12 protein-coding genes are annotated in these 18678 nt (G+C 34.3%); 2 read left to right on the forward strand and 10 right to left on the reverse strand.

Annotation, left to right across the window (positions count from 1 at the left end; genetic code table 11):
* Position 1: 1 nt before the first annotated feature.
* Positions 2-958, reverse strand: coding sequence for a type IX secretion system membrane protein PorP/SprF (locus FLAVO9AF_RS05735; protein ID WP_370516449.1), 957 nt, complete (start codon positions 956-958; stop codon positions 2-4).
* Entirely contained in the window at positions 942-8615 is a 7674-nt protein-coding gene (locus tag FLAVO9AF_RS05740) for a gliding motility-associated C-terminal domain-containing protein (RefSeq protein ID WP_159685601.1), read from the reverse strand. Before FLAVO9AF_RS05740 ends, FLAVO9AF_RS05735 begins: the two co-directional genes overlap by 17 nt.
* Positions 8616-9267: 652 nt before the next feature.
* Here FLAVO9AF_RS05740 and ychF point away from each other — a divergent pair.
* The gene (gene ychF, locus FLAVO9AF_RS05745) at positions 9268-10362 is read left to right on the forward strand and encodes a redox-regulated ATPase YchF (protein WP_159685604.1); all 1095 of its coding nucleotides are present in this window, start codon (positions 9268-9270) and stop codon (positions 10360-10362) included.
* A gap of 182 nt (positions 10363-10544) precedes the next feature.
* Here the strand turns inward: ychF and FLAVO9AF_RS05750 are convergent, their stop codons facing one another.
* The 3 genes from FLAVO9AF_RS05750 to FLAVO9AF_RS05760 form a co-directional block, all read right to left on the reverse strand.
* Positions 10545-10976, reverse strand: a complete 432-nt coding sequence (locus FLAVO9AF_RS05750) for an SRPBCC family protein (RefSeq protein WP_159685606.1) — start codon at positions 10974-10976, stop codon at positions 10545-10547.
* Positions 10977-11133: 157 nt separating this feature from the next.
* Entirely contained in the window at positions 11134-11643 is a 510-nt protein-coding gene (locus tag FLAVO9AF_RS05755; protein ID WP_159685609.1) for a hypothetical protein, read from the reverse strand.
* Between the two features lie 147 nt (positions 11644-11790).
* A complete protein-coding gene (locus FLAVO9AF_RS05760; protein ID WP_159685612.1) occupies positions 11791-12561 on the reverse strand; it encodes a hypothetical protein in 771 nt (256 codons plus the stop codon).
* A 285-nt stretch (positions 12562-12846) separates the two neighbouring features.
* On the opposite strand from FLAVO9AF_RS05760, the gene FLAVO9AF_RS05765 reads away from it, so the two are divergent.
* The gene (locus FLAVO9AF_RS05765; RefSeq protein WP_159685614.1) at positions 12847-13083 is read left to right on the forward strand and encodes a YgjV family protein; all 237 of its coding nucleotides are present in this window, start codon (positions 12847-12849) and stop codon (positions 13081-13083) included.
* A gap of 125 nt (positions 13084-13208) precedes the next feature.
* Here the strand turns inward: FLAVO9AF_RS05765 and FLAVO9AF_RS05770 are convergent, their stop codons facing one another.
* The 5 genes from FLAVO9AF_RS05770 to FLAVO9AF_RS05790 all read right to left on the reverse strand — a co-directional run bounded on the left by FLAVO9AF_RS05770 (position 13209) and on the right by FLAVO9AF_RS05790 (position 18461).
* Positions 13209-14330: a hypothetical protein gene (locus tag FLAVO9AF_RS05770; RefSeq protein ID WP_159685617.1), complete on the reverse strand. Its 1122-nt coding sequence runs from the start codon at positions 14328-14330 to the stop codon at positions 13209-13211.
* A 320-nt stretch (positions 14331-14650) separates the two neighbouring features.
* Positions 14651-15277 (reverse strand): hypothetical protein, encoded by a 627-nt coding sequence (locus FLAVO9AF_RS05775; protein WP_159685619.1) that lies wholly within the window; start codon positions 15275-15277, stop codon positions 14651-14653.
* Between the two features lie 114 nt (positions 15278-15391).
* The gene (locus tag FLAVO9AF_RS05780; RefSeq protein ID WP_159685622.1) at positions 15392-15640 is read right to left on the reverse strand and encodes a hypothetical protein; all 249 of its coding nucleotides are present in this window, start codon (positions 15638-15640) and stop codon (positions 15392-15394) included.
* A gap of 14 nt (positions 15641-15654) precedes the next feature.
* Positions 15655-17418 (reverse strand): ATP-binding protein, encoded by a 1764-nt coding sequence (locus FLAVO9AF_RS05785; protein WP_159685625.1) that lies wholly within the window; start codon positions 17416-17418, stop codon positions 15655-15657.
* On the reverse strand, positions 17418-18461 hold the full coding sequence (locus FLAVO9AF_RS05790) for an SIR2 family protein (protein ID WP_159685627.1): 1044 nt from the start codon (positions 18459-18461) through the stop codon (positions 17418-17420). Before FLAVO9AF_RS05790 ends, FLAVO9AF_RS05785 begins: the two co-directional genes overlap by 1 nt.
* Positions 18462-18678: the final 217 nt, after the last annotated feature.

Below are 18678 nucleotides of genomic sequence, written 5' to 3' on the forward strand. Positions count from 1 at the left end.
ATTAAAAAAAGCGAGGAGATCTAGAAACTTTTTTATAGTTGATCAAATCAAACAATAGGATAATTTCGTGAGATGCGTTTGTGGTATAGTTTAGATTTGAAATAATACTATCATAAGCATAGCCAATTCTTAATTGAGGTGTAATATTGATATTAACCATTCCACCAAAACTATCTTGTTTGCGATAGGTTAACCCAAACTCTACTTGATTATTATATAAAAAATTAGTCGATACATCATATGAAACGGGCGCTCCAAAGGAAGATTTTACCATAGCAAAAGGTTTGAATTTCCAATCACTATTTAAATCAAAAACATAACCTCCTGTAATGAAATAATGACTAACTTCTGTGCCGTAACTCTCGCCATTGTAGTCAAAATGAGGAGTTTTTAAGATGTTTGGAATAGAAATACCAAAGTAATAATGGTCTGTGTAAAAGAAAACGCCAGTACCAAAATTTAAGGACGTTTTATTGATATCTCTACCAAAAATACCTTCGTTAGGATCGGGTAGTGTAGAAGCAATTTGTGAGAACAAGTCAACACTATGAAATGTAGCTCCTGTCTTCATCCCTACAGCTATCTTCATGGATTCATTCAATTGAAGTGTATAGGATAAATCTGCATATATGTTTTTTTCGGAGATTGGTCCTAATTTGTCGCTAACTATAGAAAGGCCAGCTCCCAAATTTTTTCCCACAGGCTGATGGCCAAAAACAGAAAATGTGGTTGGAGCATCTTCAATATTGACCCATTGTTTTCTATATAAAATCCCCATCGACAAGTCCTCTTTGGATCCCGCATAAGCAGGGTTAAATACACTCATATTGTACATGTACTGAGTGTAATGAGGATCTTGTTGAGTCCATCCATTTGTGAAAAAACCTAATGTAAACAACAATGAGAGTGCTATTTTATTCATTACTTTCTTATTGTTTTTATTATTTTTTAGTAACATAAATCCATCCAGTTTTTGAGGTTTCATCATTAAATGTTATGATGTAGTAATACGTTCCATCAGGAAGAGATGTACCATCATTGGTTTGACCCCTCCATTCGTTTTTATAGTCTTTCTTGTGATATACTTCAACTCCATATCTGTTGAAAATACTAATGTTTTTTACTGAAAAAGTGGAAAGGTCAAAGTATTCATTAGAGCCATTTCCGTCAGGTGAAATCCCTTTTTGTATATCACAAAAAATAGAAGATAGGCTGATGGTTTGACTAGTTTCGCATCCTGTTGCGGTATTGGCTACTTTGGCAGTAAATTCAAGTGGATAAATAGAATCATCTATCGCACCAATAGTTTTGGTTACGTTCAATTTTGCATCATTTCCGACACTGTTTTGGTTCTTGTCTATCCACGTAATTTCAACTTGGTTTAAAGAGAAACTGTTGTTAAGAGGAATAATTTCTACTATAAACTCATTTTTAAAGCAATATGATTTTAGTTCAAAAGCAATAGTTTTTGGAATCGGATTGATAACAATCTCTTCAGTATTTATCATACACGTAATGCTATTGCTATTTCTAATACTTGTTTGGTATTTTCCAGGTTGAAGATTATCAAATACTGGGTTTGTTTGATAACTACCGCCGATGCTATATTCCATACCTGTTTGTTGAGAAAATTCAATTTTTCCGAAAGGGAGATTACAAGTAGGTTGTGTAATGTCAATTGTTGCTGCATTAGGATAAAGTGGAACAACGGGTATAATTGCTTCAATAGAGGCTTGAGATACGCATTGATTAGCGGTTTTAACTTTAAAATTATAGCTAACACCTGCTGTTAAATTCTCAAATTTATAGGTTGCACCCGTTCCTAAAACAGATGCGCCACTAGAAGGTATAATTTCCCAATTGCCATTTGGTAATCCAGTAAGGATAACACTTCCAGTAGTTTTAGCACAAGTTGGAGCTTCTATTGCACTAACTATTGGCGTAGACGCAGATTCAATTATTATGTCTACTTTAAGCCTATTATTGCTTTGACATACAATTGGGTTGATAGACTCCTCAACCGCATAATAAGAGTTCCCATTAAGTAAAGCAGTATCATTTGGCAATAGATTTCCTCCAATCAAACTATCATACCATTTTATATTTGACAAAGGATTCGATTTTGTGATAGCAATACTGTTGAATGTTGGGTTTTGTTCTATACAAAAAAGCTGAGTAGTTGCATTTGTTGTTGGTGTTGGTGGAGATAGAATTGTAACATTTACTTCAAATCTTTCAACGCTTTCACAGATGCCAATTGTTTGTGTAGCATAATATTTTCCTCCATCTATTAGAACGAAATCATCGCTTAAAATCGTGTTGTTGTTGTCATACCATTTTATGTTTACCCCACTTGTTACTATTAAGTCTTTTATTTTTGGTAGGGAAGAACTACAAAAAAACTGGTTTGAATTTCCATCAGGTTTTGAAGGAGCATCGATATTTACTTTGACTAAAGTTCTGGGATTGCTTTCGCAAAATATGGGGCTATTGGTATAGGTTGCAGCATAATAAACTGTACCGTTTACTAATTTTTCTGTAGTCGATAAAGGGGTTGTGCTGTTAGTTGTTAAATACCAATTGACAGTATTAGAGTTAGTAACTCGATTGGTTAAACTTGTAATAGTAGCATTTTCAGAAGCGCAAAAAGATTCTTCATTTTTTATTATTGGACTTATTGGTTGATTGATGATTACCGAAACACTTAATCGATTAACACTTTCACAAGCGGATAGGGTTTGAGACGCATAATAAGTAGTACCATTTACTAGTGCAGTTGTCGGATCAAGAGGAGTTCCACCACTCGGATTGGTATACCAAAGTATAGAAGTTCCAGAGGCTATTAAGTCACTAATGGTTCCGCTATTGCAAACGATTTGATTGCCTGAACCACTAGGAGCAGGCGTTTTTGTGATGGTTACTGCTACAGCAAATCGGCTAACACTTTCACAAGCTAATCCATTAGTTGCAGTTTGTGTTGCGTAATAAGTAGCGTCGGTAAGTGGAGTAGTATTTACTAAAGGAGTTGTGCTTGTTGGTGAATTGTACCATTTTATGTTCGTACCACTGGCTACTAAATTAGCAATAGTTGGTGCATCAATTTGACAGAAAGTTTGATTTGCCGCACCGCTAGGAGCAGCAATACCTTCTATGGTTAGGGTAACGGCTATTCTTGTGGTACTTGTACAATTGGTAGTGGTATTTCTTGCTTCCACATAATACGTATAATTTCCAGCGGCAGTTACGGTAGGTGTAAAATTCAAGGCATTAGTCAAAAACGGAGAGCCACCAGTTTGTGTTGTATACCAATCAGCGGTTTCTTGCGCAGCTACACTCACACTTAGCGTTGGATTATTTTGTCCTTCGCAAATAGTTTGATTAGTACCTGCAATTGGAGTAGCAACAATTGGACAGCTACAATCAGGTGCAGTAATTGGTATCACTTCATTGCATCCACCAGCAACATTGGCATTGATAGTAATGTTGGTTCCAGCAGGAATATTAGTAATACCCGAAGCGCTTACGGTACCTACATTTGGAACAACGCTAATGTTTGTTCCCGCAGTGGCATTAAAAGTAACCGAGTAGGTAAGTAGGTTAGCAGCACAAGTTGTATTGGTAATAGTAAGTAGCGGAGCAGCTTTAATTTCAAGTGCAACAGGAGTTCTTGCTGTACTAGTACAAGAATTGCTATTGTTTTGAGCATAAAAAGTAGTGGAGCCAATACTATTCCAAGAAGGAGAAGCAATTAGGTTACCTCCAGTTGGTGCATCATACCAAGTAATAGTTCCACCATCTGGTGAAGTTGCTACTGGAATAAGAGTTTGAATCGGATTGGTTTGACACAGGGACTGATTCCCAGTAGATAGTGGTAAAGCAGGATTGGTTATGGTTACTGCAAGTGCGTATCTAGTATTACTTTCACAAGAGTTTACGGTTTGAGAAGCATAGTAAGTTGTGCCATTCACTAGAGCTGTAGTTGAGTTAAGAGGACTTCCTCCAGTTGCATTAGTGTACCAAAGGATTGAAGTACCAGAGGCTATTAAGTCATTAATGGTTCCGCTATTACAAATCACTTGACTGCCTGACCCACTAGGAGCAGGAGTTTTTGTGATGGTTACTGCTACAGCAAATCGGCTAACACTTTCACAACCTAATCCGCTAGTTGCAGTTTGTGTTGCATAATAAGTAGCATCAGTAAGTGGAGTGCTAGTGGCTAATGGAGTTGTGCTTGTTGGTGAATTGTACCATTTTATGTTCGAACCACTAGCTGCTAAATTAGCAATAGTTGGTGCATCAATTTGACAGAAAGTTTGATTTGCCGCACCGCTAGGAGCAGCAATACCTTCTATGGTTAGGGTAATGGCTATTCTTGTGGTACTAGTACAGTTGGTAGTGGTGTTTCTTGCTTCAACATAATACGTGTAAGTCCCAGCGGCAGTTACAGTAGGTGTAAAATTCAAAGCATTACTCAAGAATGGGGTTCCACCACTTTGTGTTGTATACCAATCTGCGGTTTCTTGCGCGGCTACGCTTACACTTAGTGTTGGATTATTTTGTCCCTCGCAAATAGTTTGATTAGTACCTGCAATTGGAGTAGCAACAATTGGACAACTACAATTAGGTGCAGTAATTGTTATCACTTCATTACATCCACCAGCAACATTGGCATTAATTGTAATGTTAGTTCCAGCAGGAATATCAGTGATGGTAGATGCACTTACGGTACCTACATTTGGAACAATGCTGATGTTTGTTCCTACAGCGGCATTAAAAGTAACCGTGTAGGTAAGTAAGCTAGGAGCACAAACTTTATTGGTAATAGTTAGTAGCGGAGCAGCTTTAATTTCAAGCGCGACAGGAGTTCTTGCTGTACTAGTACAAGAATTGCTATTGTTTTGAGCATAAAAAGTAGTGGAGCCAATACTATTCCAAGAAGGAGAAGCAATTAGGTTGCCTCCAGTTGGTGCATCATACCAAGTAATAGTTCCACCATCTGGTGAAGTTGCTACTGGAATAAGAGTTTGAATCGGATTGGTTTGACACACGGACTGATTTCCAGCAGATAGTGGTAAAGCAGGGTCTGTTATGGTTACGGCAAGTGGATATCTATTACTGCTTTCACAAGCGGATAGGGTTTGCGAAGCATAATAAGTAGTACCATTTACTAGAGCCGTAGTTGGGTTAAGAGGACTTCCTCCAGTTGCATTAGCGTACCAAAGGATTGAAGTTCCAGAGGCTATTAAGTCACTAATGGTTCCGCTATTGCAGACGATTTGATTGCCTGAACCACTAGGAGCAGGCGTTTTTGTGATGGTTACTGCTACAGCAAATCGGTTAACACTTTCACAACCTAATCCATTAGTTGCAGTTTGTGTTGCATAATAAGTTGCATCAGTAAGTGGAGTAGTATTTACTAAAGGAGTTGTGCTTGTTGGTGAATTGTACCATTTTATGTTCGTGCCACTGGCTACTAAATTAGCAATAGTTGGTGCATCAATTTGACAGAAAGTTTGATTTGCCGTACCGCTAGGAGCAGCAATACCTTCTATGGTTAGTGTAACAGCTACTCTTGTTGTACTAGTACAGTTGGTAGTGGTGTTTCTTGCTTCAACATAATACGTGTAAGTCCCAGCGGCAGTTACGGTAGGTGTAAAATTCAAAGCATTAGTCAAAAACGGAGTGCCACCAGTTTGTGTTGTATACCAATCAGCGGTTTCTTGTGCGGCTACACTCACACTTAGCGTTGGATTATTTTGTCCTTCGCAAATAGTTTGGTTGGCACTTGCACTAGGAGTAGCAACAATTGGACAGCTACAATCAGGTGCAGTAATTGGTATCACTTCATTGCATCCGCCAGCAACATTGGCATTGATAGTAATATTAGTTCCGGCAGGAATATTAGTAATACCCGAAGCGCTTACGGTACCTACATTTGGAACAACGCTAATGTTTGTTCCTACAGCGGCATTAAAAGTAACCGAGTAGGTAAGTAGGTTAGGAGCACAAGTTGTATTGGTAATAGTTAGTAGCGGGGCAGCTTTAATTTCAAGCGCAACAGGAGTTCTTGCTGTACTAGTACAAGAATTGCTGTTGTTTTGAGCATAAAAAGTTGTTGACCCTATGCTATTCCAAGAAGGCGAAGCAATAAGATTACCTCCAGTTGGTGCATCATACCAAGTAATAGTTCCACCATCTGGTGAAGTTGCTACTGGAATAAGGGTTTGAATCGGATTGGTTTGACACACGGACTGATTTCCAGCAGATAGTGGTAAAGCAGGGTCTGTTATGGTTACGGCAAGCGGATATCTATTACTGCTTTCACAAGAGTTTACGGTTTGAGAAGCATAGTAAGTTGTGCCATTCACTAGAGCTGTAGTTGGGTTAAGAGGGCTTCCTCCACTCGGATTGACATACCAACGGATGGCAGTTCCAGAGGCTATTAAGTCACTAATGGTTCCGCTATTGCAAACGATTTGATTGCCTGAACCACTAGGAACAGGCGTTTTTGTGATGGTTACTATTGTACTGGCTCTATTGGTGCTCTCACAACTTATGGCGCTATTCAAAGTTTGTGATGCATAGTAAGTGCCATCAGTAAGATCTGAAGTAGGATCAAGAGCTATGCCACCTGTACTTTGCAAATACCATTTTACATTAGTTCCTGTGGCTATTAAGTCGGATACTTTAGCAGTGTTGCAAAATGTTTGCGTTGCATTTGTGATAGGTACTGATGGATCTAGCACTGTAACACTTACTGGAGTACGTGTTGTGCTTACGCAAAGTGTAGCTGAGCCAGTTTGTTCAGCATAATAAGTCTGTGAGCTTAATGCTGTAGTACTGTTTAGTGCTGTGCCGCCAGTACTGTTTAAAAACCATTGTACAGCATTACCAGTAACCATCAAATTAGCTACTGTAGGCTGGTCAATTTTACAAAACGTTTGATTGGCATCTGCTACAGGTGGATTGGTAAGATTAAAAACAGCAGTTATATCTGCACTTGATGATTGACATTGCCCATTGGAAATAGTCCAAGTGAAAACATATGTTCCAGGTAAACTTACAGTTGCGGTTGAGTTTGGAGAACTACTATCTTCAAAGGTTACAGTTCCTGGCCCAGTTTTTAAAGTCCAAATTCCTACTCCAGAAAGTGGTGTGTTCGCTCCCAAAGGATTTGAAGTTAAGCTACATAATGATTGATTTGGTCCTGTCGTAGCAACGGTTGGAGCAGCGGCCATTGGCATACTTATGCTAGCAGAGGAGTAGCAAGGAGTCATCGCTGAAGCGCTTACTATCACTGGGTTTGGAGTTTCATTATTGTAGTTTACGGCATTTCGTCCAAAATCAATTGTTTTAGTTAGTTCTGGACTTAAGAAGGAGTTGGTAACGTTGTAATTACTTACGTCATTATCTTGCATTGTAAAAGCAAAAAACTTGATATCATTTCCAGTATATCCAAGTTGGGATTTTAATAGTTCTATTTCAAAACCATTGCTATAATCTGTTATTCCAGTATTGTTTTTGTTAACACCCATAACAGCAGAAGGAACACCTGTTGCAGCTGTTCCTAAATAGGTTTTTATGGAGTTTGGATTTTTTAACTCGATGATATCCGCATAATAATTGGTTTCTCCAATATCTGTTGCAATAGCTAGACAGTAGTCTGCTTCAAAATAACTATCAAAGGTGCTTGGATTGTTATTGAAAAAATTATAGGCTCTAACAGAGGGGAGTGAACCGTTTTCGTCTCCGTAATTCGAGACGTTAAATCCTCCGGGTTTAGTATCCAAGAAAACTAAAACTCTTCGATAGTTTATTAATTTACCTGTGATACCAAATACTAGTTTGTCCTCTGTTGGTGTAATGCGTAATGAGTTAATGTAGCCATTTATTGCATTAGTAGACAATGCAGCACTTTGAGTGTTGTCTTCATATCTTCCGGTTCCCCAAGCATTTTCATTGATAACGCCATCGTAGGTAACAGCATATCTTGTGCGAACGGTTACGGTTTGATTATTAGTTATAGTAGTAGTGGTAAAAGTTCTATTTGTAGAAAATGCTTGACGCACGGTTCCATCAACAGAAAACTCAAAAACATCTCCGCCTCCAATTGCATTAAAAGTAAGTGATGTTCCCTCACAGATTGGATTTGTGGAATTACTTGCTGGGGTAACACTTAGTGTCACGCTAGGCGGTTGGTTTTGTATGATGGCCACAACAGGAACTCTTGTACTAGTATCTGTGGTTGATTTAGCTTGTACGTAATACGTAGTTGTTACTGTTAAAAGGGGAGTAGTGAAAGCAGGTCCTGTAGCAATGGGTGTAGTTGCATTTTGTGAAGTAAACCATTCTACAGTTTCGCCACTGCTTACAGTTGCTGTCAAGGTTACACTTCCTGGGCCGCAACTACTCCCTCCTGTAACAGTAGGAGGAAGTAGAAGAAGCGCTTTTTTGGGGGCAAAAAAGGGGGTTGGGTCGTATTTGTAAGGTGTAGGTTTTTTGTTAAGTTGAACTACCAATAATTTTGGAGAGGTGTTTCTTTTTGTTGGCTTTCCTTCGGTTGTAAAAGCCAATAAAAAATGAAATACCAAAAATAATAGTAGTTTATTTTTCATAAATGTATTTTTTGAATTAAAAAATTAGGGATAATATATTTTGGTCTAAAGTATAAAATAATTGTACTTTGAAAAATGCATTTTATCATACGAAGACGTTTTCGTGACACTATAACGTTGTAGTCTTCTTTTTTTTTGATAACTTTTTTTTAACACTAAAAAAGCTTTTTTTTAATGTTTCATATGCAACAAATCGGTTTATTTTATTTAAAAAAGTCTAAAATAAAATAACAGAATAATCTCAAAAAGTTATATTTTAATGACAATGCTCTTGTTGAGCCACTTAATGTTGCTGTTTTGTCTTTTTTTGTGGAATTTCATTAATAATTTGTCACCTATGAGATGACTTTTTTAAAATGACTAAATGAAATTTTATGTACATCTGAATGTTGTACCAAAAAGTTATCTTTTTTGACTTTTTAACTAAAAACAAGTAGAAATACTTAGGAGGAAGTTGGATTATTGGAGAGGAAATGCAACGGATAGAAAGTATAGCTGTATCTTGAAGAGCAGTATTCCTCTAAAAAGCTTTATATATGATATTTGTAATTAGTAGCGGCTATGTTTTTGGCTAACCATATAAAATGTATATTTGCAGTCACAAAAAAAATATACGAACTGTTGATCATCGATCGACCGAAAATAAAATAGAATGAAAGCAGGAATTGTAGGGTTACCAAATGTTGGAAAATCAACATTGTTCAATTGTTTATCAAATGCAAAAGCGCAAAGTGCCAACTTTCCTTTTTGTACTATCGAACCTAATATTGGTGTGGTAAACGTTCCCGATCCAAGGATTAATAAATTGGAAGAATTGGTTAAACCTGAGCGTGTACAAATGGCTACGGTTGATATCGTAGATATTGCTGGTTTAGTAAAAGGTGCTAGTAAAGGGGAAGGATTAGGAAATCAATTTTTAGGTAACATTAGAGAATGTAATGCCATTATTCACGTTTTACGTTGTTTTGATAATGATAATATTGTACACGTAGATGGAAATGTAAACCCAATTCGTGACAAAGAAACTATTGATATTGAGTTGCAGTTGAAAGATTTAGAAACGGTTGAAAAACGTTTAGAAAAAGTAAATCGTGCTGCTAAAACAGGAAATAAAGAGGCACAAACTGAAAAAGCCTTGTTGGACCGAATTAGAGAAGCCTTGTTGCAAGCAAAATCTGCTCGTACCATAACGCCACAAAGTAATGATGAAGAAGTATTGATGGAATCGTTTCAATTGATTACAACAAAACCTGTATTGTATGTATGTAATGTTGACGAAAGTTCTGCTGTAAGTGGAAATAAATATGTGGACCAAGTTCGTGAATTAGTTAAAGACGAAGATGCTGAAGTTATCATACTTTCTGTTGGAGCTGAGGCTGATATTACCGAATTAGAAAGCTATGAAGAGCGTCAGGTTTTTCTTGAAGATATGGGATTAGAAGAGCCAGGAGCTTCTGTCTTGATTCGTGCAGCTTATAAGTTATTGAAACAACAAACTTATTTTACAGCTGGTGTGAAAGAAGTTCGTGCGTGGACGATAAACATTGGTGCAACCGCTCCTCAAGCTGCAGGTGTAATCCATACCGATTTTGAAAAAGGTTTTATTCGTGCAGAAGTAATATCTTATGAGGATTACGTACAATACGGATCAGAGGCTAAGGCCAAAGAAGCTGGGAAATTTAAAGTAGAAGGAAAAGAATACATTGTTAAAGATGGTGATGTAATGCATTTCCGTTTTAATGTATAAGTTAAGTAGATTGCTCATTCAAATCTTAACTACCTAATTTTGGTCTTTTTGATTTCAATTGAATATCTCTAAATAATAAAAAGTGGAATTACAACTTCAAAATTGTAATTCCACTTTTTTTATAGCGTTATGCCAAAGCCTTTTTGTTTTTTTTCTAATTGAATTTTTATTCGGGCTTTTTTTTACATCGTTTTAAGTTCTCTCTCTAATCTGTCGAAGTTCTCTTCGTTTTTAGGTTCAACGAACTTTCGCATTTTCTCACATTCTTCGATGGTATCGAAAATCATTCTAAATGTTATTTGCGTTTTGTTTTCTTCTAATTTTTCAAACGCTATTTCCATATCAAATAATGGTTGTGATTTTCGCTTCCAGCTTACCAGTTGATTTGGTAAAACTGATGTAAAGACAGATGAATTTTCATAGTTCCCTTTTTCCGGACCCTGCATAGTAAGTATCCAATTCCCACCAGGTCTCAAATCAAACGCATGTATTGTGTTTGTAAAGCCTTCTGGTCCCCACCAATTTTTTAAATGATTTGGATTTTCGAAAGCTTGATAGACCTTTTCTACTGGCGAGTTTAAAATTCTAGAACTTACAATTTCACGATTTTTCATTGCATCTACTATGGGTTAATTGGTAACGATACTACAATTGTTTTGAGACTAAAGTATAATATATTATTTAGTTATCAGTGAACATCATAAATACAAAACCATATTTTAATTAAGTCAATGGTTCAAATCCGTTGTATCTACTTATGGTAATTGGCTTTTATTTACATCTTTTTCTCAAATCAGCAATTTCCTTTGCTAAATCAGCCTTTGCTCTTTCTTTCCAAGCGATGCTTTCCTTTTCAATTTGAGATTTTGATGCATTTGAAGGCAATGGTTTTGGTGGTTTTGTTACAGAAAAAATATGTTCAGGATTTTTAAAACTTCTAGTTAATCCACAAACACTTACTTTAATGGTATTTCCTGAGTACGAAGTTCCATAAATCAGCCATTTTCCAACTTCATCTATTACTGGACCGCATAATTTGTTGTATACTCCTCTAAACACTTTTCCAATTTTTGCTCCCTTAAACGATTCAATAACTTTGACTTCAAAAGTGTGATTTTTAGTGTCAATTTTTAAAATTTCTCCGATAAAAATATACTTTGAATTCCTAAACTCTCTATTTTGAATTTCTTTTAAATCTTTAGAATCTCTACAATCGCAAGCAATTGATTGATTGGAAATCATACAAAATAGAAAAAATGCTATTAAAATCCGTGTTCTCATTTTTTAAGTTTGTAGCTAATGTTATTTACTTCAGTGGATATGGCACTCGACCACTAGAAAGGTGGTAAATCAAGTGACCAAAATAGTTAATCAATTTTAAATTAAATCTTATCCTCAAATTGATTTTTGCTTGTAGAATTTTTTGTATTACAAATCAATTTCACTCATAAAACTTTCATTTTTATTGTCGTTTTTGTAGTACACATAGGCAACATAAATTTTAGTTTTTTTAGTTATTTTTTTTATTTTTTCATTGCCAATTATAAAGTTATTAGATAAACATTTTAAAATTGCTTTTGATAAATCAGCATTATCAAATTCTTTTAAAGCTTTGACTTTTTTTATTTTCAATTTAGTATTAACCTTAATTTCATAAAGGGCTGTATTATCATTTACTTCAAAACCTTTAAAATCGCTTTCACATTTTTTTGAGCGAAGAAGCCACAAGCCATTTTCATTAAAATCAGTAACTTTATTTTCTTTTAAAATAGTAAGAATTGATAATTGTCTTTGAATGGATTGATTTTGATATTTTTGAGCATTTGGATATTCATTTTCATCAAAATTCCTGTCTATCTGTTTTGAGCCTGAGCAAAAACCGAAACTTAATTTTCCATTATAGGTATCAGCAAAAACTAACCAAGTTGAGTTTTCTGGAACATTAAATGCACAAGAACTATTAATTGCGTACAATATCTTAATTGTTTGTCGTTTTTCTCCTTTATAGAGCTCTAATATTTCAATTTCAGCGTCTTGGTAATCAAAATCATTTTCAATAGTGGTGATTTTTACTATTTTGACCTTTGCAACAAATTCAGATTTTTGAAATCTCTCAATTAATGTTTCGATTCCACAAACGCAACTAAAAGCGTAATTTGAAAAGAAATAAAACAAAATAATTAAAACTATTTTTTTCATAAATTTATTTTAACGGTGATTTTCTTCGTTGCGAAAACTGCTTTACTTTGCGGATTTTATACTTTTTTTTCAAAAACATAAAAATACTAAATGTCTATCGATTTTTATCGTGTTTGCGGAGTATAACCTAATTAAAAATAGCTAGAATTCGGAGACATTCTCGCAGTATGCTTTACCAGTTTTTAATCTTCGATGAGCGAGATAATCTATATTTTTAAAAATATTGTGAATCGTTTTGAAAAACCTTGATAATGAGTAAATTTAGTTCTTAAAAAAGGATACGTTATGGATATGTCTTTTACTGATTGGGTAGGTTATTTGGGGTCATTTGTTTTGATGGTTTCATTTTTGATGAAAAATATCACCACCTTGAGGATTATCAATTCTGCAGGATGTTTTTTGTTTGTGATTTATGGTTTTATGTTGGGTTTTTCTTGGCCCGTTATCATTACCAATGCTTTTATTCTTGGGGTGAATATTTTTTATTTGACAAGAAAAAAAATCGAAAAAACAGCTCCGTGAAGTTTTTTTGATTGTTTCTTTTTTTGACCTACGAATTGATTCGAGTGTCTTGATTTATGACCTAAAAAAACACCAAAAAAGCGCAAAGGTCTTTTTTGGTATTTTTACAGTTTTTAAAAACAATCTTATTTTACATCATATCGAAGAATCTTGGCGTGAGTGTAAAAATTCATGGGAAAAGCGGTGTATTTATTTTGATCACCAGTTTCTTTTGGAGTTATGGTCACTCTTCTTGATTCGTATTTTCCTTTCCAAGTACTATGGTTAAAGTATGTACTAAACATATTGTAAAAGGTATTTTGAATGGCATAGGAGGGATCATCAAACTCTCTTTTTTTAGGGAATTCTTTCATAAAATTGATTCCGTCACTATCTTTTTCTTGCGTAAAATATTGGTAAACATTGTTTTTATTAACGTCATCGGCATGAGTATAGCCCATATTATGGATCACTTCGTGTGCCATCATTGCCCCAATGTTTAACCCTACACCATAATCAAACCACTCAAAGTTGTTGTAATCTAGATTATCCAATAACTTATCCATACTGATATGTCGGTTAAAAGTATTACAGGTTTGCCGATCCCATAATTTTGGGGTAAATCCACTTGGAATCGAAGCATCTGTGGCTTCAATTCTTACAGGTGGAGCGTTTCTCACCATTCCGTGCCAGCTCATAGCTTGGTTTTTATCAATTGTAAGTTCAAGGTTGATTCTATTGAATCCTTCTCGGAGGATTATTAACAGTTCGCGGGTATCGACCAATCGGCCTCTATCGGCTATAAGATAATCGCCTAATACTTGTGCAAACATTTTGGTATGAATGATGTATCTCAAAAAGTTCATCGATCGGCTGAGTGATTCTTGTACTTCAACGGGAACCTCAATTCTTTCGGAAGACCAAGTAGTCGCGCCCAATTCTTTTACTGGGATTTTACTAGGAATATACAAATTCACTGGCCAAAAATTTGGGTCTTCGAATCTGGCTTTGTCTGCAGCGGTCATATCCGCAGGATTATCAGGAAAATAGGTTAGCGTATTGAGGAATTTTTCATAGTGAATATCTGCAATGGCAACTTTTGCAATGACAGAATCTCTTCGTGTCGCTGCGTTTTTTAAATCTAAGGTCAAGGCAGAAAGATTTCCTATGTTTTTTACAGGATCTACTACGTGTACTACTTCATCTTTGCTACAGGCGCTCAAGAGTAGGCACGCACAAATTGGCAAGAGGTAATTTTTTTTTCTCATAAGGGATTCGAATTAGGTTATAGGTAGATTATAAGGGGGAATTTAAAAATGGATGTAGGTATTTAAAACATAACGGTTTGGATAATAAAAATAGGTAGGCGCTATTTCGGGTGATTAGTATAGGTGCATTTCTGTGCTAAAATACCAAAACCATTCGCTTTATGCATTATTTTTCTTCTATTTTTTTAGGAAAAATTGGGTGAGACTTTAATCGTGTTTGCGGAGGACAAACTGATTAAAAATAGCGCGAAGTCAGAGACGTTCGCGCAGCATAATTTAATGGTTTGTTTGCTTCGAGAAGCTTCGGGAAAGCCAATTACTTAAATCTGGTGTGGGTTGGGAGCAGCACTTTCATTTTCAATAATTTTGTTGAGTTTCGGCTGGATTATCCATATTCCAATTGGGTAAAACCAAATCATAAAAAACTCTCCTGCAAAATCAGAAAAACTCACTTGACGCTGTAATTCAACCGTTTTGTATGTTTTGGCTACAAAATATAATGAATAGAAAATACAAAACATTGAAAACAAATGTAAGGGTATAATAATTACAACAAGGCTCATAATTAGTTCAACGGCTGGAGGTGTTTCGTTTTCCATCATTCCGCTCGCAGACACACTAAAAATTATTGAAAGAAGGATGATATATAGCAACGGAATGAAAAAAAATATTTTAAATTTTTTGGTTTTCATTTTTACATTTTCGGGAACTTTACTCTGAAGTCCAATGCCCACAGACCAAAACCAACCAAATTGTGTTGCCACAATAAGAATCATAATTATTGGAAAAAACATAAAGTAATTAAATAGCAATGAAACATCAGGATTATTACCACTGCCGATATTTGCAAACATAGTTATCATCAGCACGATTTGAAAAAGCATTGGTATTCCAAAAGTTAGTAAGAATAATTGCCAATGCTTTGCTTTTAAGAATTTTTCAGTCATAGTCTTTATTATGTATAGTTTTTGGTTGCTGCTGAAGTTGTAGCACTAAAGTGGAGACGTTCGTGCAGTATACTTCAGCGGATTGTATTCTTCGAAGAGTAGGGAGCGGGAGGTTTATTTATACTGCTCACCTTTATAGCCACTTTTTAGAACTAACATATTAAATGTTGCCCCAAATGATGGTTTACCCTCACTTTTACTAATAACTTCTTTATTTAAAATTCTTTCAAAAATTTCATATGGTAAATTAGAAAATTTATAACCGTTACCTTTTTTAAATTCTATATACATATCTACTCCATCATGAGCAATTCTGTCAATATTGTCTGAATCAGACCCAATTTCTTGCCATTCTAAATCCATAATTATTTCTTTTATTATTTTTGCATCCAACGTATTATTGTTTCACTATAACTTAATTCTTTTGGTTTTTCTTGATTCCATGCTCCAATTTTTGAAGCAAAGTTTATGTTTTTAACAGTTTCTAATAATGGTATTTTTACTTTCATGGGTATTTTCATTGACTCGCCTATTACAAATGCATCACCATTACCTAATGAAGGCAAAGATTTTAGGAACATAGAAAAATTGTTTGGAGCAAAACTTATAATTTTTGACTGATCTTCACTATTAGTTAAACGAAGAGCAATAAAGGTGCTAACTTGAGATATAATGGTATTAGGAATCTCAACAGGTCTTTGAGAAATTATCATTGCTCCCAAGCCAAACTTTCTTCCTTCTTTCATTATTCGTTCGACAGCATTCTGAGAAAAACTATTCTGAGTTCCAGAATTTAAATAACGATGTGCTTCTTCGTAACAAATAAGTAACGGTCTGCCTTCAAATTTATTAGCGTCAATTTTTAAAGTATAATAAACGGAGTCAAATAGTAAGTTTGAAAGTACCCCAATAACCACATCTAAAATATTATATGGTATTCCGCTTAGATTCAATACACTTATTTGTTTGTCATTTTCAATCCAAGATGCAATTAATTCTGCTATGCTTTTATCTCCTTTTATATATTCATCATTACCAAATACAAACTTGAAATCTTCATTACGTAATAAATTCTCTATATTATCTGCTATGTTTTTATATTGAACTTCATTTGACTTAAATGGTCTATTTGCTCCCATAGAATAAGGCTCAAATTGAGGTTTAATCAATTTTTCAGCATCTCCACTTAAAGGATTTCCATCTTCGTCTTTTAAGTATGCGAAGTCACCAAATTCTCTTGTAGCTTTGTCAAATGTACCATAACCTCTATTGTAAAACTCAAACCAAATATTTTTGATATTAAAAGGAATTGGAGAATTAATATTTATATCTGCAATTTTTATATTTTTCTTGAGTTCAAGATCTCCATCAATAAATGCTTTTTTCATTTGAAGAATTCTATCCCTAAATATATCTATGATTGAAGAAGAAGTTAAACTGTTCCCAAGTCCAAACAACTTACAAAGAGTATCAAAATTAAGCATCCAATATGGTATTACTAATTTTTTTGCAGGGTCATAAATGGAGAATTCATTTGCATTGTCACCAAGATATTTCATATATTCACCATGAATATCAATCATTACAACCCTAGAATTTTTATATTCTGTTGTTATATTATTTAATAGATAAGCAACAGTATTTGATTTACCACTACCTGTACTACCTACTATAAGTGAATGTTTGAGTACAAATTCATTAAGATTTAAATAAACAGGTAGACTATTAGAAAAATAATTTTTCCCAACTTCAATTGGAAATTTGACATCTGATTTAAAAATAACATTTATATCGTCTTCATCAATCAAAAAAACACAATCGGCAATACTTGGTGTTATTTTAGCTCCACTTTCAAATTCACCTTTTAAATTTTTAAATCCAAGTAATGAGACATTAATCACTTTCTTATTGATTGCAATATCACCTGTTTGCATATAAGTTGAAAAAGATTCAACAACGCAATAAACACAAGAAAGGCCGTTAATAATTTTTACAAAACTACCAACCTGACCAATACGATACAAAGTTCCATTAAGAATTATATTATAATTGTCTAGTTCATTGCTGACTTCAACTATAACTCTATCAGTGTTAACTTCTATAACGTGACCAATTTTGCCGCTATTTGTGATATTTAACATTATGGTTCAGGTATTGTGTTAGGTTCGGGAGCAATTGGTTTTGAAAAAGTAATCTCATCAATCAAAGAGATTAAATTATTAAAATCACCTATGTTAGAAGTACTATGAAAAATACTTTCTCTTCGATTAGAATATTTTTTCTTATCAGTATAAATAGAAAAGTTTGGATAACTACCTAACAAACTTATTCCTTGTTTAAAAGTGGTATCATCATAAGCAAAAGCAATAACTGATAAACGATGATTATTATTAAGCCCATTAACAATAACTTCATTTATATGGTCATCACCAAAAGAATATCCCAATACAAAAACAATTTTTTCTTTATCGATGAGATATTTGCGTAGTCTATCCAAATAGGAAATATATGGAGCTTTCCTAGATGATAAGTACTTATCCATTGATGGGTATATCAAAAGATTTTCTGATGAATTACCTATATTATTATCAATATATATTTTATCATTTATATCTTTTACAAAGTTCAAAGATCCATGTAATTTCCATAGTTTAATCCAGCTTTGCTTAACATAAACTCCTTGAAAATCTTCAACTGAATCTGTTATGAAAAAGGGCTTTACATTTCCAATAAAACCGCTAAAATATGGTAGACTTGCTTTTTCAAGTGCTTTTTCAACTAGTAAATCATAATTAAGAGTAAAGATCTCTTTTTCGTAATCTCGATTTATGAAATTCAACCAAAGAACTAATTTATAAAAATTTTCGGTATCAGTTTCAATTGACAATTCGTCAAAAATAATTTTCTTTATAGTCTTTTCAATTTCAAGGATATCACTTTCCTTTAAGCCATTAAATTCTTTACCTGTTTTTAGTAAAACTCTTAACTGCTGTGTTTTGTTCAGTATATTTTCAACAGTATCCTTTTCGTCTAACATGTTAATGAAGTTAACATTAGTAATGTCTTTTAATACTAGTTTAGTTATATCTTGAATATTGGGTAGTCCACATGCTTTAGATACCCCAGCTCCTAATAAAAGACCTATTTGTTTAGGAGTAGCTAGAATTTCTTTTAAATTTTCCATGTTCTTATAAAATGATAGATGTTGAGTTTTCGTTATCCTTGCCTTCTAGAGAGTATAGAGTGGCCACTTTTTTTAGACTATTATTTTTTTTGGTTTTATTCTCTTTGGTCTTGAGTTTTTGTCATTCCAAATATATCCTTTTTCCTGCTAAAAATATAAATATTTTCTGAAATATTCATTGCTAATTTGTCGATTACGGTTTGTTGTGGTGGTGCTG

The sequence above is a fragment of the Flavobacterium sp. 9R genome, from assembly GCF_902506345.1.
Taxonomy (GTDB): Bacteria; Bacteroidota; Bacteroidia; order Flavobacteriales; family Flavobacteriaceae; genus Flavobacterium.

Excerpts from the sequence above, each read along its gene's own strand:
- FLAVO9AF_RS05770 (WP_159685617.1), bottom strand. The coding sequence starts at position 14,330 with ATGAGAAAAAAAAATTACCTCTTGCCAATTTGTGCGTGCCTACTCTTG.
- FLAVO9AF_RS05755 (WP_159685609.1), bottom strand. The coding sequence starts at position 11,643 with ATGAGAACACGGATTTTAATAGCATTTTTTCTATTTTGTATGATTTCC.
- ychF (WP_159685604.1), top strand. The coding sequence starts at position 9,268 with ATGAAAGCAGGAATTGTAGGGTTACCAAATGTTGGAAAATCAACATTG.
- FLAVO9AF_RS05790 (WP_159685627.1), bottom strand. The coding sequence starts at position 18,461 with ATGGAAAATTTAAAAGAAATTCTAGCTACTCCTAAACAAATAGGTCTT.
- FLAVO9AF_RS05750 (WP_159685606.1), bottom strand. The coding sequence starts at position 10,976 with ATGAAAAATCGTGAAATTGTAAGTTCTAGAATTTTAAACTCGCCAGTA.
- FLAVO9AF_RS05740 (WP_159685601.1), bottom strand. The coding sequence starts at position 8,615 with ATGAAAAATAAACTACTATTATTTTTGGTATTTCATTTTTTATTGGCT.
- FLAVO9AF_RS05780 (WP_159685622.1), bottom strand. The coding sequence starts at position 15,640 with ATGGATTTAGAATGGCAAGAAATTGGGTCTGATTCAGACAATATTGAC.
- FLAVO9AF_RS05735 (WP_370516449.1), bottom strand. The coding sequence starts at position 958 with ATGTTACTAAAAAATAATAAAAACAATAAGAAAGTAATGAATAAAATA.
- FLAVO9AF_RS05765 (WP_159685614.1), top strand. The coding sequence starts at position 12,847 with ATGGATATGTCTTTTACTGATTGGGTAGGTTATTTGGGGTCATTTGTT.
- FLAVO9AF_RS05775 (WP_159685619.1), bottom strand. The coding sequence starts at position 15,277 with ATGACTGAAAAATTCTTAAAAGCAAAGCATTGGCAATTATTCTTACTA.
- FLAVO9AF_RS05785 (WP_159685625.1), bottom strand. The coding sequence starts at position 17,418 with ATGTTAAATATCACAAATAGCGGCAAAATTGGTCACGTTATAGAAGTT.
- FLAVO9AF_RS05760 (WP_159685612.1), bottom strand. The coding sequence starts at position 12,561 with ATGAAAAAAATAGTTTTAATTATTTTGTTTTATTTCTTTTCAAATTAC.